Origin of the sequence: Floricoccus penangensis (assembly GCF_001832885.1) — a bacterium.
Classification (GTDB): Bacteria; Bacillota; Bacilli; order Lactobacillales; family Streptococcaceae; genus Floricoccus; species Floricoccus penangensis.
The window spans coordinates 81,678-96,889 of record NZ_MKIQ01000026.1 but is presented as its reverse complement, the minus strand read 5'-3'; the positions used below and the strand labels follow the sequence as shown (position 1 = coordinate 96,889).

Here is a 15,212-nt window from a genome sequence, read left to right as displayed (position 1 = left end):
CCGCTTATCTATAAGACCTAAGAACCACTTTAAAAGAAAAGAGCAACATTGTGCTCTTTCATCTTATATCAAACCACTGTCTCTTAGTAGTTCTTCTAAATAAGTTCCTTTAACCTTCTTCCATAATTGTTTTTCAAATATTTTAGCTGGGAAAGGTACTTTAATATCTTCTAGTTTTTGTCCATCCATCAAGCGATATGTTGATTTCAATAATGTGCGAATATCAAAGGCTGACGCAAATACTTCTGGTACACCACGATCAACATTTAAAAGAGTATAAACGGCTTCCATAGCAGTACGTACAGAGTATTCAGTTGTAAATACCGTATCTCTTTCAGTTTCAGCAAAATTTCCAATAAATGCTAAATTTTTAGAGCCTTCAGGAACGACTTGTGGACGATCACCTTCTGAGCGTGGCATAAAGTATGAAGTTATGTAAGGCATATATACTGGTACTGTATTGATTGAATTTTTAGCAAGATCAGGAATTTCTTCAACTGGAACTCCCATGTGGTACAACCATTCTTGAGCAATCTCATTTCCTGAACATTCAGTTATTTTCTTCTTAATGAAATCACCTGGTTCATCTGAAAGCAATCCATAAATCCAAACAACAAGTTGATCATGAGGTTGTTTTTTAAAGTGTGGTTGTCGGTTTAAAGTATAGCTGAGCACCCAACCTGAATCCTTGGCAGTTACGATACCTCCTGTAACTACCTTACCAGCATACGGGTCACGCTTGCTAATTTTTTCAATATAAGGAGCAACTTTATCATCTAAAGTTGTTGCAGTAGCTGAAACATGCCAGCTTTCATCAGGAATATTTTTAAAAAATTTAGCTGGTTTTCCAAATTTACTATCTTGAGCAGCCAAATGTTCCCACAATGACCAACTAGCACCGGAATCATGAGTTACGGGAGCAGGTGTATCATTATCACCATATGTAGTACTTTCTGTGATACTACCATTTGTGACAAATACTAGGTCATCAGAAGTTAAATCAATATTTTTTTCTTTACCTTCTTGCTCAACTACCAATGTTGATGCAATAATTTCATCATTAATGTGTTCAACTAAAATATTCTTAACGGCAGTATCATATTGGAAGTGAACGTTATGAGATTTCAAGTATGATACAAGAGGTAAAACTAATGATTCATATTGATTGTACTTTGTAAATTTAAGCGCAGATAAGTCTGGAAGTCCATCAATGTGGTGAATAAAACGCATTATGTAACGACGCATTTCCATTGCTGAATGCCACTTTTCAAATGCAAACATTGTACTCCAATAAATCCAGAAATTTGATTCAAAAAATTCTTCTGAAAATACATCAGTAATTCTTTTATCATTTAAATCTTCTTCTTTGGTAAAAAATAGTTTCGCCATTTCTTCTGCAGATTTATCACTAAGAGTAAATTTACCATCAGTTGGGATTCGTTGGCCTCGGTTTTCAATCACACGACATTTTGAATAGTTAGGATCTTCCTTATTTAGCCAATAAAATTCATCAAGAACAGATGCATCTTCAACTTCTAATGAGGGAACTGAACGGAATAAGTCCCAAAGACATTCAAAGTGATTTTCCATTTCACGACCGCCACGGATAATGAAACCTCTATCTGGATTATATATACCATCTAAACTTCCCCCAGCAAGTGGAAGTTCTTCTAGAATATGAATATTTTCTCCCTTCATTTGACCATCACGCACCATAAATGCTGCTGCTGCAAGTGAAGCTAACCCTGAACCAATAAGATATGCTGATTTATTGTCAACATTTTCAGGTTTTTTAGGTTTTGCAAAAGCTTCATAATTTCCATTTGATCTGTACATTATTTTTTCCTCCCATATATATGTAAGATATGGCTTCATTATAGTCCTTATAACCGTAAATATAAAATATTTTTTTCAATTTTTTATTTCAATTACACATTAAATAACAGAAAATAAAAAAACAATCCTGATTTATCTTATATACTTAGGATTGTTCACTATATTATAAGTTTTTATATTAATGAAGAAAATACCCCAACAACGAAGTTTTCCGGTGAGAAATCTTCCAAATCATCTAGTCCTTCCCCAAGACCAACTAATTTAACTGGAATCTTTAAAGTATTTTCAATAGCAAAGACAATACCACCTTTAGCACTTCCATCTAACTTAGTCAAAATAATACCAGTTAAAGGAGCAACCTCTGAAAATTGTTTTGCTTGTTGTGTGGCATTTTGGCCTGTTGTAGCATCTACTGCTAATAAAGTCTCATGTGGCGCATCAGGTAGCTCACGTTTGATGATACGAATAATTTTTTCAAGTTCCTTCATCAAATGATCCTTATTTTGTAGTCTTCCTGCAGTATCAATTAAAAGAACATCATAATCCTCATCCTTTGCTTTTTTTACAGCATCAAAGACAACACTTGCAGGATCACCACCTTCACGACCAACTACTACAGGAACTTGGCTACGGCGCCCCCATTCAACTAATTGATCTGTCGCTCCTGCTCTAAAAGTATCTGCCGCAGCAAGGAGTACTTTTTTACCTTCTAGACGGTAACGATTTGCAAGTTTACCAATTGTAGTTGTTTTACCGACACCATTTACTCCTACAAAGATAAATACCGAAAGTCCATCATCCTGTAAGTTAAGAGAGTGATTTAATCCATTGTCATCAAGTGTGTCAGCTAACTTTTCAATAATTACATTCTTTACATCTTGACGTTTTCTTGGATTCTTGAGACGCACTTCCTCACGCAATTCTTCTGCAATTTCAAGAGATAATTCATAGCCTACATCGCTAAGAATAAGTGCTTCTTCAACATCTTCAAAGAATTCCTCATCAACACCACGAAAGTTGGCCATCAGAGCATTCAGACGATCTCCAAACGAACGACTTGTTTTCTTGAGTGATTTTTCGTACTTTTCTTCAACTTCTTTTTCAGTTTTTACCGGTACTACTTCTTCAATCGCTAGTTCTTCTATATTTTCTACTTCAAGCTTTGGCTCTTCAGCTACTGGTTCTTCTATATTTTCTTCTTCAACCACTGACTCTTCAACTGTCGGTTCTTCTTCAACTGCAGTATCGTCTTCCACAGGTTGAGAAACATCCACCTTTTCAGTTACTTGTGGTGCCGTTTCTTCCTCGATATCACTTTTTTCAATAATATCTTCTACTCTAACTGTAGGAATGTCTCCCTCAGATTTCTCAACCTTTATTTCAGGTTCACCATCTTTAGGTTCTTCTTCCACATTTTCAATTACTTGAACTGCTTCTCCAGATTTTTCTGTCTCACTAATTTCCTTTGCAATTTCTTCAGCTTGAAGTTGTGCTTGAAGCTCTTCCTGATTTTCTTCTTTCTTTTTCTTACCAAATAATCTATCAAATAAACCCATATCACTTTTCTCCGAAATCTATTTTTATTTCTTATATAGTCTTATTTTTCCCATAGGGAAAAGAATCTTATTTCAAGATATAATTTTCAATTGCCCATGCAATTCCATCTTCATCATTTGTTAGTGGAATGACATGGTTTGCTCTTTCCTTGACCACAGGGACTGCATTTGCCATTGCCATACCATAGCCTGCCCAATCAATCATTGACAAATCGTTTTCTTCATCACCGATAGCCATTACTTCTGACTGATCAATTCCCAAAATATTTATCAATTTATTTAGACCAGTAGATTTTACAACACCTTTAGGCATAAATTCAAGAATGATGTCTCTTGATTTGAATGCTTCAAATTTTTCAAGTAGATCAGCAGGTAATTCCTTAATTTTTTCATCTAAGAAATCTACTTCTTTACAACAAATTGCCTTATTATAAATCCTGTCTTTAGGGAGTTGGTCAATTGGAAGCTCAACGTATTTTAGAATTGGATTTATTTTTTGATAATCCGTATATCCATCAACCTGATAGACTGTGTCATCACTTACAATTGACAATGGTAAGTTAAGACTTGATGTAACATCATGGATTTCTTTAAGTTCGTCTACCGAAAGTGAATCCTTAGTCAAAATTTCACCAGTATTCTTTTGAACTAAACCACCGTTGAAAGTGATACTATATTCATCTGAATCTACCAGATTCAATTCGGACAGAAGGTGCTCAATTGACATTAGAGGACGACCTGTTGTTATTACAATTTTAACTCCTTTTTCTTTAGCTGCTTCAAGGGCTTTTTTATTTCCCTCCGAAACTTTCTTTTTACTATTTAAAAGAGTTCCATCTAGGTCTAAGGCTAATAATTTTATCATTTTTCCTCCTCAAGTACTTTCTCATCTATATCTTTAAGTTTTACTGAAACTATCTTTGAAATCCCTGACTCTTGCATGGTAACCCCATACATTACGTCTGCTGCGGCCATTGTACCCTTTCTGTGGGTTACAACGATAAACTGACTGGCTCCATCAAATCGTGTCATATAGTCACCGAAACGTTTAACGTTAGCTTCATCAAGTGCTGCCTCTACTTCATCGAGTACAACGAATGGTACTGTCCTGACACGCAATATAGCAAATAATAAAGCTAATGCTGTCAGCGCTTTTTCTCCACCACTCATCAGGTTCAGGCTTGCTAGTTTCTTACCAGGTGGTTGAACAGCTATCTCAACACCAGCTTCAAGTAAATCGTCACTTGTAAGCTCTAAATCAGCATTCCCGCCACCAAACATCTGAGTGAATGTCATTTTAAAGCTTTCACGAATGGCTTCGAAAGTTGTTTTGAAACGCACCTTAACTTCTTCATCCATATCAGAAATTGTTGTAAGGAGCATTTCCTTAGACTGGAGTAAATCTTCTTTTTGTGTATTAAGGAAATCATACCGCGTGCTTACTTCCTCATACTGAATTATAGCATCTAGGTTGACGACGCCTAAAGCACGAATAGCTTTTTCTAAGTCACGTAATTTCATCTCAGATTGCTTAAGATCTTCAATATCAGTCGACTTGTCTTTTGCTTCTTCAAAACTCATATGGTAATTATCAGTCAAAAGACTTTGTCTGCTTAAAAGATAATTCTTAGATTGTTCAAGCTCCATTTCAAGTCTTGTCCTCTTGTCACCAACGACTTGACGTAAATTAATATTTTCGGCATTTTCATCCTCTAAATCATCAAGCTGAGCTTGTAAATCCTCTGATTCAAATTTGATCTGAATAATCTTACGATTACAAGATTCAAGTCGTTCTTCAACCTCCACAAGTTTATTTGATAAGTTGTCTCTTTCTTCAAGACTCAAATCACTTGGCTCAGTTAGACTTAGAGTCAATCCTTTAATTTCTGCAAGTGTATCTTCAAGTTCTCTTTCTAGACGACTTAATTCTGTTGCTGAGAATCTAAGTTCACTGCTCACTTCTGAAAGTTTCAGGCGCGTTTCTTGAATATCGTTTTGTAATTTATCTTGAATTAACTTAAGATCTGCTTGATTTTCACGAATTTGACTTAAGTCACCATCTATCTTAACTTTTTTTATAGCAATGGCTGATAATTCTTGTTCTAATTCTTTATTTTTATTGGTTAAACTTTCAAGTTCCAGAGAATCCTTACTTGTTGAGATGAAAGAAAGTTGAATTTTAAAATCTTCTTCTTCTTTTTGTAACTGTTCAAGCTTAATTTGCTTCTCTTGACTAGCAAGTCTTGCCATTTCTCCTGCTTGGCGAATATTTTCAAGCTCTGCCGTTAGTGAATCACGTTTATTTTGTAATTCTTGAACTTTTAATTCAGCAGTCTTTAAAGCTTCTTCCATCTGCGGAAGAGATTTTTTAAGATTATCTATTTCTGCAACTGTAAAAGTCGTTGAATTTCGCTTGCCTGCACCACCCGAATAAGAACCACCTGGCATAAGGAGAGTTCCATCAAGTGTTACGATACGAACTGAATAGTTTAATGCTTTTGCAATCTGACTGGCATTTTCAGTCGTATCCACAATTGCAGTTGTACCTAATAGACTTGAAAGGGCCTTGAATATTCTTGGTTCAAACTCGACTAAGTTCAAAGCTACATCAATAAACCCATTCATACCTTGAAGCTTATTAATATTGTTTTGCGAGAGTTCACGCTCACGAATACTTGTAAGTGGTAAGAATGTTGCACGTCCTTGACGACTTTTCTTAAGATAATCTATCGCCTTACGAGCTGAGTTTTCATCCTCAACAATAACGTTTTGAGCACCAGCTCCAAGCGCTATCTCCATGGCAGTAGCATATTGAGAATCAAAACTAATAAGATCAGCAACTGGACCAACGATTCCTCCAATATTATCTGCGTTTTGCAAGACCGCTTTTACACCTTGATAATAATTACTGTGATTTGCCTGAATATTTTCCAAACTAGTTAGCTTAGCTCTTTGATTCTTCAAGATATCAAGCTGATCAAACATTTCATTTTGAGCTTTTTGAAACTCTTGACTTACTAAGGACTGAGCAGAAGCAATCTTCTTATATTCATCTAGCAATCCCTCAACATCAAGTTTGCTCTTTTCAACTTCAGTCTTACTTTGTTCAAGAAGCCTTTGATTTTCTGCAAATTTTTCTTCTAACTGTTGAGAATTTTCATTTTGTTCTCTTGTAGTTCGTAGAATATTATCAATCTCTGCCTTATTCCTTGTAATCTGGTTAGTGATTTCTGCTTCCTTATTTACTAGGTCAACATAATCTGTTCTCAACTGTTCCATAATCACTTCTGGACTGTCAGAGTATTTTCCTTGTTCAATTTCTAAAGCAACAAGCTCCTTTTCAAGAACAGACTTCTGTAACTGATTTTCCTCAATAGATATTTGGACTTCCTTAAGCTTTTCTTGATAGTCAATTTCATCTATTTCTGCAGTTTTAAGACGTTCTTCGATTTCAGCCTTAGACTTGTCAGAAGCGTTCTTTTGACTATCAAAAAGTTCTATTTTCCCTTGATAATCAGATTTTAGCCGTGTGAGGCTGACAACTTCAGTTTGAAGTTCTTCTTTTTGAAACTCAAGTTTTTGTCTCTTATCTTTAATCGAAGAATTCGTTAACTCAAATTTCTTTTGCTTTTCAGCAATCTCAGATAGTTCTTTTTTAATCTTCTCTAGTGATTCTTCACGCTCATCATAGGAAATTTTTTCCTTGATAATTTGAGCCACAACTACTGAAAGTTCTAACTTAACCCTTTCTTCTTCTAAACCTTGATATTTAAGAGCAGTATCTCTTTGAGCTTTTAATGGTACGAGCTGTGTATTCAATTCATATAGAATATCATCTAAACGATCTATATTTTCTTGGGTACCATTTAACTTACTTTCAGTCTCTTTCTTACGTCCTTTATATTTTAGTACACCTGCTGCTTCTTCAAAGATAGCTCGGCGTTCTTCTGGCTTACTATTGAAGATTGATTCTATTTTCCCTTGAGAAATTATAGAGAATGAATCACGTCCAAGACCTGTATCAGTAAAGAGATCATGAACATCTTTTAAACGAACTTTTTTCCCGTTTATTAGAAACTCACTATCACCATTACGATATAGTCTTCTAGTTATAGAGACTTCTTTTTCCGAATTTAGATACTTATCTTCATTATCAAATGTAACAATTACTTCTGCAAAGTTAAGCGCCTTACGATTTTGGGTACCAGCAAAAATAATATCTGGCATTTTTGCACCACGTAAACTTTTAGCAGATTGTTCACCCAGTGCCCAACGCAAACTTTCAGTTACATTTGACTTTCCAGAACCATTTGGACCAACAATTGCAGTTATCCCTTGGTCAAATTGGATTTTTGTTCGGTCAGCAAATGATTTAAAACCAATCATTTCTATTTTTTTCAGAAACATTAATTTTCTCCCTGTTGTAAAATGCTTGTTTCTACAACAAGATTATCATTACTATCAAGAGCATTTTTTGCTGCAGCCTGTTCAGCAGCTTTCTTTGATTTCCCTGAACCACGACCAATTTTTTCTTCATCAAGATAAACCTCTACATCAAAAATTCTCTGATGTGCTGGTCCACTCTCGTTAACAACTTCATAACTAATATTTACATCTCCATTAATTTGAAGCGCTTCTTGTAGACTTGTCTTAAAATCAACAACTTTTTCAAATTCTCCACTTTGAACTGTTGGAATAATTACCTTGTATATAAAGTCTTCAGCAGAATGAAAATCTTTATCCAGTAGAAGTGCACCTAAAAATGATTCAAATAGATTTTCTAAATTTGTATCACGACTTCTTCCACCGCTTTTTTCTTCACCATGTCCAAGTAAAATATATTTATCAAAATTACAAACTCGCGCAAAATTAGCTAAACTTTCGGTTCTGACGATATTTGAACGCATTTTTGATAGTTCCCCTTCTGGGCGGTCTGGATATTTCTTAAATAGGAATTCAGAAATCGTTAATTCCAAAACCGCATCTCCAAGAAACTCCAACCTTTCGTTGTTTGAAGCTTTTGGGAGACGTTGTTCATTTGCATAACTCGAATGAGTAAATGCTTGCTCAAGTAATTTTAAATCAGAAAAATTTACTGAGAAGTGTTCAGTTAATTCATTATTTAATTCATTAATTTTATTCATTTTTTTCTCCTTGTTAGTATTATAGCAAAAAAAACGATTGAATTCTTCAATCGTAAGTATGGATTAAATATTAAACAAAGGACTCGCTTCAATATGAGATGTATCAAATACCATTACTTCATTGCGAGCATCAATATCATTTTGCATAAGTGTGTTAACCATAGTCATATGTGCTAATTCTTTAATATTATTTTGTTGACTGCGGTGGCCTAAAAATATTTTTTTAGTCTTCGCCCCTATAACATCAATTGCTGCTTTCGCTCCATCTTCATTAGATAAATGTCCGTGATCACTAAGGATACGCTGCTTTATCCTCCACGGATATCCACCCATTCGAAGAATCTCAATATCATGATTACTCTCCATTAGATATGCATCTGCATTTTCAATAGTCCCAATCATTCTATCACTTACATATCCCGTATCAGTAAGCATAACAAAGCTTTTGCCATCCTTCATGAATTTATAAAATTGTGGAGCTGCTGCATCGTGGCTAACACCAAAGCTTTCAATATCTAGATCACCAAAAGTTAATGTTTTCCCCATCTCGAAAACATTTTTTTGCTCTGGTGCAATCTTCCCACACGACTCTCCAATAGCATTCCATGTTTCTTGGTTTGCATATAAATCAAATTTATACTTCCTTGCTAAAACTCCAAGTCCTGCCACGTGATCCTTATGTTCGTGAGTAATAAGTAAGGCATCAATATCAGCAATATTTCTGTCTACTTGTGAAAGTAAATTTTCAATTTTTTTACCTGATAGGCCCGCATCAACTAAAATCTTTTTCTGTGGACTTTCAAGATAAAAAACATTTCCACTACTACCTGATGCCAAAACACTATACTTAAATGCTGATTCTTCCAATTTTATTTCCTCGCTTTAAAAACTGGGAATATTATTCCCAGTCGTCTTCTTCTTCAACTTCTTGAGTTAGAGTTGGGTTATAAGGTAGGATGATAGTAATTGTAGTACCACTTTCACCGTCACTTGAAGCCCAAATATAACCATCATGCAACTTAATAACATCACGTACAATAGCAAGTCCAAGACCTGTACCACCTTGTTCCCTATTTCTCGCTTTATCCACACGATAGAAGCGATCAAATACCTTAGGTAGATCTTTTTTAGGAATACCCATACCCTCATCTGATATTTTAAGTAAAAGCTGATTACTTGTTTCCTCTAATGATACTGTAATATTCCCACCTTCTGGAGAATATTTGATGGCATTGTTCATGATATTATCAATAACTTGACCCATCTTGTCCGTATCAATTTCAATCCAAATTGGATTGAAAGGAATTTTCCTAATAATTTTTATCGTCTTATCAAGACCTGTAGTAGCAGACATTTGATCGAATCGATTCAATTGGAAGTGAAGGAATGCTACGAAGTTAACTACTTCTTTGTCAGCAATCATATCTTCCCTATCCATTCTTGATAAGGTTAGTAAATCACTTATCATCCGAATCATTCTATTTGTCTCTTCTAATGATACGCTTATAAAGTTAGGAGCAATATCTGGATCCTTCCAAGCTCCTTCATCCAAAGCTTCAAGGTAACTTTTCACACTTGTTAGTGGTGTTCTAAGTTCATGAGAAACGTTTGCCACAAAAAGACGACGCTCTCTTTCAGCTGTCTCCTGTTCGGTTACGTCATGAAGAACGACAACAAGTCCCGAAATAAAGCCACTATCCCTTCTAAATAAGGCAAAGTGAAGCTGTATACTTACGTATTCACCCATTTCATTTTCACGATCGACAATAATCTCGGGAGACTGTGTTAAAAGGTCTCTAAAACTATATTTCTGTGCTAGTCCAAGGACATCTACGATGCGCCTTGAAAGTATATTTTTTTCTGTTTCATCCAGCATACTAAGTGCTGCTGCATTTGCCATTACGACTTTACCACGACGGTCAGTTGCAATAACGCCGTCAGTCATATAAGTCAAGATTCCGTTTAATCGATTATGTTGGCTTTCAAGAGTATCTTGAGTCTTTTCAATCTCTTCACCAAGTTTAATAACATTGTCATATAGTAAGGTCGTTTCGTTATTTCCAACAATATTTTTTCTTTCAGAATAGTTATTATTAGTATAATCCTCAACCTGTTTTGAAATTTTAAAGATTGTACCCGAAACTCTCTGCGTAGTAAATATTGTAATTACTAAACAAATAAGCGCAAATACCAAAAAACTTCTATAAAGTATCAAGTTTTGCGACAACAAGTCATAGTTAAAAATGATAAAGATTGTAAACAGAAGCAAGACTAACGCAGTTGCCTTAAATACAATAGAATTGTAAAACTTCATCTTCTTCACTTATATTAACTTTCCTTATCGTTTTTTGAAAGATCCTTTGATTCACTTAAATAATATCCAACACCACGACGAGTAGCGACATATTCAGGTCTGCTTGGAGTATCTTCGATTTTTTCACGTAAACGTCTAACCGTTACATCTACTGTACGAACATCACCAAAATAATCATAGCCCCAAACAGTTTGAAGTAAATGTTCACGTGTCATTACTTCTCCAATATGTTGTGCTAAATAATGGAGCAACTCAAATTCTCTATGTGTTAATTCAAGTGGTTCGTCTCTTTTGTAAGCAACATATTTTTCTGGAACAATTTTTAAATCTCCGACTACAATTTCTTGCTTAGAGTCATCCTCTGGAGTAGCCGTTTGAACTGCTTTTGCACGTCTTAAGTTAGCCTTGACACGAGCAAGTAATTCACGATTTGAAAATGGTTTAGTAACATAATCATCAGCCCCTAGTTCAAGACCAATAACCTTATCAAATTCGCTATCTTTTGCACTAACCATTATTATTGGCGTATCGCTTGTTTTTCTAATTTCACGCGCAACTTCTAGTCCATCAATTTTTGGCAACATTAAATCAAGCAAAATCAAATCAGGATTTTCTGATTCAAAAAGCTCAAGTGCTTCTTCCCCATCAAAGGCTGTTACAACTTCATAACCTTCTTTGGTTAAATTAAATTTTACAATATCGCTAATTGGTTTTTCATCATCAACCACAAGAATTTTTTTCATGCAAGACCTCATCATATTTATAATTTATACTTATTATACAATTTTTCCTCCTATATTACAAAGCATGGGCACAAATGATATATACCAACTTAAAAATTATCAGAAAATTTATTCAAATCATAATTTTACTTTGACTAAAAAAAAATATTTTGCTAGAATAAATCAATGTTAGAAAATCTAACAAGAAGAAAGGACTTTTTATGGCACTTATTGAATTTAAAAATGTTGAAAAGTATTTTGGAGATTTCCATGCGCTAAAAAACATTAATCTTGAAATTGAAGAAGGACAAGTGGTTGTTCTCTTAGGCCCTTCTGGTAGTGGTAAATCAACACTAATTCGTACTATAAACGCCCTAGAAAAAATTAACTCTGGCGAACTAATAGTTGACGGTCGTCACGTTGATAATGCAAGTAATCAAGACTTGGCAGAACTTAGAAAGCACGTTGGGATGGTTTTCCAACACTTTAATTTATATCCTCACAAAACTGTGCTAGAAAATGTTACATTAGCACCCACTAAGGTTCTAAAAATATCTAAAGCTGAAGCTGAAAAAACAGCTGAAGAGTATCTACAATATGTAAATATGTGGGATAAAAAAGATAGCTACCCTGGAATGCTTTCAGGTGGTCAAAAACAACGTGTCGCAATTGCTCGTGGACTTGCTATGCACCCTAAACTACTTTTATTTGATGAACCTACTTCTGCACTTGATCCAGAAACAATTGGTGACGTACTTGAAGTTATGCAAAACCTCGCTAAGCAAGGAATGAATATGCTTGTAGTTACTCACGAAATGGGGTTCGCTCGTAATGTAGCTGACCGTATCATCTTTATGGCTGATGGAGAGATTCTACAAGATACTACTGATGTTGCTGGTTTCTTTGATAATCCGACTGATGAACGTGCCAAGCAATTCCTTGGACAAATTATTTCTCATTAATTTAAGACAAAAAACTTAAATTAATCATAAAGATAGAAGGAGAGATAATGAAAAATTTAAAAAAATCACTAATCTTTTTCACTAGCCTAGTTGCCCTTATTACACTTACTGCTTGTAGCGGAAATAAAACATCTACAAACAGTGCCAGCAATGGTAGTGAAAAATCTGGTTTAGATAAAATTAAATCAAGTAAGAAATTACAAGTTGGGGTTAAGCAAGACGTACCTAATTTTGGTTTCAAGGATCCAGAGACTGGAAAATTTTCTGGAATGGAGATTGAGCTTGCAGAGTTGATTGCTAAAGATCTTGGTGTAGAAGCTGTATTCACGCCAGTAACAGCTCAAACTCGTGGTCCCTTACTTGATAATAACCAAATAGATATCGTAGCCGCAACTTTTACAATTACTGATGAAAGAAAGCTCACATATAACTTTACAGAGCCATATTTCACTGATGAAGCAGGTTTTTTGGTTAAAAAGAAAAATAATTTCAAGAATATTAAAGATCTTGATGGAAAAAATATCGGTGTAGCCCAGTCATCTAGTACAAAAACAAATTTAGAAAAATTGGCTGATGAAAACGGAATTAAATTTCAATACACAGAGTTATCTGATTACCCATCATTAAAACTTTCACTAACATCTGGAAGAACAGATGCATTCGCTGTAGATAAATCAATTTTATCTGGATATGTTGATGATCAAACCGAAATTCTTGATATTGGTTTTGCACCTCAGAAATATGGAGTTGCGACAAAAAAATCTAATACCGAACTTGATGATTATATCAATCAACTTATCGCAAAATGGAAAAGTGATGGAACAATGAATAAATTATACGAAAAATATAATTTGAAAGATGCATCACAAAAATAACTCACATGTATAGTTGATTAAAATAGAAATACCTTCGTTTACTACATTGTCGATTACACTTAAATAAGCAAGCTTATTAGTGTAAGTCGCAAGACGAGGCACTGCGCTACGCTACGATGTCCATAAAACTTAAATTGCTAAAGCAATTAGTTTCTAATGGCGACGAATCAATGATAGAACTAGCGTTCATCGAGATGAGTCACTGCGCGTTGCTACGATGTCGATTATACTTAAATAAGCAAGCTTATTAGTATAAATCGCAACGATGTATTAGTCTATTCTTAAGCGACTATGATTTAGAAAGGAGTTCCTATGAGCCCATATGCTCTTGAACGCTGGCAAGCACTCTTTAGTGACTTTGGAATATTTGGAAAAGCATTCCTCTTCACTCTTGGAATTGCTGTCTGTGCATTAATACTTGCTCTTACACTTGGAATAATATTTGGAACTATGTCCTCAAGTAAAAATAAAGTACTAAGAGGTATCTCACTTGTATATGTTGAACTTTACCAAAATATTCCCTTGCTTATTCAATTCGTAGTAGTTTATTACGGATTCCCGATCTTAAACCAACACCTAATGCTCAGTGCCTTCTGGACTGCTGTACTATGTGTCGGTCTTTACCACGGCGCTTATATTTCAGAAGTTATTCGTAGTGGTATCCAAGCAGTTCCTCGTGGACAGCTTGAAGCTGCTGAATCACAAGGTTTCACCTATACAGAAGCAATGCAGTTAATCATCCTTCCTCAAGCAGTAAGAATGATTATCCCACCCCTTACAAACCAAGTGGTTAACTTAATTAAAAATACATCTACAATTGCACTTATTGGTGGAGCAGATTTAATGTTCACCGCCAAAAGCTGGTCATCTGGAAATCTAAGCTATATTCCAGCATTTGTAGCAGCGGGTGCACTATACTTTATTCTATGTTTCCCAATTGCATCTTATGGACGCCATATTGAAGAAAAGAATAAAAACTCTTACAGTATTTGATAATAGTCAATAGAAAGGGGAAAAATGTCATTAATCGAACAAGCACAACAAGTATTCACTGCACCAAATATGAGATTTATTTTCGAAGGGTTAAAACTTACACTTTGGATTTCATTACTAGCAATTATTTTCAGTACATTCTTCGGTACCATCTTAGCAGTTATGAGAAATGGTCGAAGTAAAATTCTCAAACTTATTGCTAGCATCTATATAGAAATAGTTCGTAACGTACCAAACCTACTCTGGATCTTCGTTATCTTTTTAATCTTTAAGATGAAATCAGTTCCAGCAGGAGTTACAAGCTTTACAGTTTTTACTTCTGCCGCCTTAGCTGAAATTATTCGTGGTGGTCTAAACGGGGTTCCTGAAGGACAAACAGAGGCTGGAAAATCACAAGGCTTCTCTGAATTTCAAATTTTAACTTTGATCATTTTGCCTCAGGCAATTAGAAAAATGCTCCCAGCAATAATTTCTCAATTCGTAACAGTAATTAAAGATACAAGTTTCTTATATTCTGCGATAGCATTACAAGAATTATTTGGTAGCTCCCAAATCTTAATGGGGAAATACTATCAAGCTGGGCAAGTATTTATGCTTTACGGTACAATTGCAGTAATCTACTTTGTAATCAACTTTATTATTAGTCAATTTTCTAGACGACTATCTAGAAGTTGGGCCAGCTCTTTAGAATAGATAATTTCCCAAATGGTCAATCATTAGATTGATCATTTTTTGCACTTTCTCCTATATAACATATGACTACATTCCCTATAAATACGCTTTCAATTTTCTAAATATATAGAAAACTCA

At 34.8% G+C, this 15,212-nt stretch carries 12 protein-coding genes; 4 read left to right on the top strand and 8 right to left on the bottom strand.

Annotated features, from left to right (window positions below; translation table 11 throughout):
* Positions 1 to 63: 63 nt before the first annotated feature.
* The 8 genes from BG262_RS04330 to yycF all read right to left on the bottom strand — a co-directional run bounded on the left by BG262_RS04330 (position 64) and on the right by yycF (position 11,593).
* Positions 64 to 1,836, bottom strand: coding sequence for an oleate hydratase (locus BG262_RS04330; RefSeq protein WP_070787650.1), 1,773 nt, complete (start codon positions 1,834 to 1,836; stop codon positions 64 to 66).
* A gap of 173 nt (positions 1,837 to 2,009) precedes the next feature.
* Positions 2,010 to 3,392: a signal recognition particle-docking protein FtsY gene (gene ftsY, locus BG262_RS04325; protein ID WP_083312896.1), complete on the bottom strand. Its 1,383-nt coding sequence runs from the start codon at positions 3,390 to 3,392 to the stop codon at positions 2,010 to 2,012.
* Between the two features lie 67 nt (positions 3,393 to 3,459).
* A complete protein-coding gene (locus tag BG262_RS04320; RefSeq protein WP_070787649.1) occupies positions 3,460 to 4,257 on the bottom strand; it encodes a Cof-type HAD-IIB family hydrolase in 798 nt (265 codons plus the stop codon).
* On the bottom strand, positions 4,254 to 7,799 hold the full coding sequence (smc, locus tag BG262_RS04315) for a chromosome segregation protein SMC (protein WP_070787648.1): 3,546 nt from the start codon (positions 7,797 to 7,799) through the stop codon (positions 4,254 to 4,256). The genes BG262_RS04320 and smc overlap by 4 nt, the downstream gene beginning before the upstream one ends.
* On the bottom strand, positions 7,799 to 8,527 hold the full coding sequence (gene rnc / locus BG262_RS04310; RefSeq protein ID WP_070787702.1) for a ribonuclease III: 729 nt from the start codon (positions 8,525 to 8,527) through the stop codon (positions 7,799 to 7,801). Before rnc ends, smc begins: the two co-directional genes overlap by 1 nt.
* A 72-nt stretch (positions 8,528 to 8,599) precedes the next feature.
* Positions 8,600 to 9,403, bottom strand: a complete 804-nt coding sequence (locus BG262_RS04305; RefSeq protein WP_070787647.1) for an MBL fold metallo-hydrolase — start codon at positions 9,401 to 9,403, stop codon at positions 8,600 to 8,602.
* A 31-nt stretch (positions 9,404 to 9,434) separates the two neighbouring features.
* Positions 9,435 to 10,850, bottom strand: coding sequence for an ATP-binding protein (locus BG262_RS04300; RefSeq protein WP_070787646.1), 1,416 nt, complete (start codon positions 10,848 to 10,850; stop codon positions 9,435 to 9,437).
* Positions 10,851 to 10,864: 14 nt separating this feature from the next.
* Positions 10,865 to 11,593 carry a response regulator YycF gene (gene yycF, locus BG262_RS04295; RefSeq protein WP_070787645.1) on the bottom strand — a complete coding sequence of 243 codons (729 nt, stop codon included), beginning with the start codon at positions 11,591 to 11,593 and terminating at the stop codon, positions 10,865 to 10,867.
* Between the two features lie 200 nt (positions 11,594 to 11,793).
* Here yycF and BG262_RS04290 point away from each other — a divergent pair, with 200 nt between their 5' ends.
* The 4 genes from BG262_RS04290 (at position 11,794) to BG262_RS04275 (ending at position 15,095) form a co-directional block, all read left to right on the top strand.
* Positions 11,794 to 12,534, top strand: coding sequence for an amino acid ABC transporter ATP-binding protein (locus BG262_RS04290; protein ID WP_070787644.1), 741 nt, complete (start codon positions 11,794 to 11,796; stop codon positions 12,532 to 12,534).
* Positions 12,535 to 12,581: 47 nt separating this feature from the next.
* On the top strand, positions 12,582 to 13,409 hold the full coding sequence (locus tag BG262_RS04285; protein ID WP_070787643.1) for a transporter substrate-binding domain-containing protein: 828 nt from the start codon (positions 12,582 to 12,584) through the stop codon (positions 13,407 to 13,409).
* Between the two features lie 312 nt (positions 13,410 to 13,721).
* Positions 13,722 to 14,402: an amino acid ABC transporter permease gene (locus BG262_RS04280; protein WP_070787642.1), complete on the top strand. Its 681-nt coding sequence runs from the start codon at positions 13,722 to 13,724 to the stop codon at positions 14,400 to 14,402.
* Positions 14,403 to 14,426: 24 nt separating this feature from the next.
* Complete coding sequence (locus tag BG262_RS04275; RefSeq protein ID WP_099098720.1) at positions 14,427 to 15,095, top strand: amino acid ABC transporter permease; 669 nt, start codon at positions 14,427 to 14,429, stop codon at positions 15,093 to 15,095.
* Positions 15,096 to 15,212: the final 117 nt, after the last annotated feature.

Coding starts and splice junctions, on each gene's coding strand:
- BG262_RS04275 (WP_099098720.1), top strand. CDS start 14,427: ATGTCATTAATCGAACAAGCACAACAAGTATTCACTGCACCAAATATG.
- BG262_RS04280 (WP_070787642.1), top strand. CDS start 13,722: ATGAGCCCATATGCTCTTGAACGCTGGCAAGCACTCTTTAGTGACTTT.
- BG262_RS04300 (WP_070787646.1), bottom strand. CDS start 10,850: ATGAAGTTTTACAATTCTATTGTATTTAAGGCAACTGCGTTAGTCTTG.
- BG262_RS04290 (WP_070787644.1), top strand. CDS start 11,794: ATGGCACTTATTGAATTTAAAAATGTTGAAAAGTATTTTGGAGATTTC.
- BG262_RS04330 (WP_070787650.1), bottom strand. CDS start 1,836: ATGTACAGATCAAATGGAAATTATGAAGCTTTTGCAAAACCTAAAAAA.
- smc (WP_070787648.1), bottom strand. CDS start 7,799: ATGTTTCTGAAAAAAATAGAAATGATTGGTTTTAAATCATTTGCTGAC.
- BG262_RS04320 (WP_070787649.1), bottom strand. CDS start 4,257: ATGATAAAATTATTAGCCTTAGACCTAGATGGAACTCTTTTAAATAGT.
- ftsY (WP_083312896.1), bottom strand. CDS start 3,392: ATGGGTTTATTTGATAGATTATTTGGTAAGAAAAAGAAAGAAGAAAAT.
- yycF (WP_070787645.1), bottom strand. CDS start 11,593: ATGAAAAAAATTCTTGTGGTTGATGATGAAAAACCAATTAGCGATATT.
- BG262_RS04285 (WP_070787643.1), top strand. CDS start 12,582: ATGAAAAATTTAAAAAAATCACTAATCTTTTTCACTAGCCTAGTTGCC.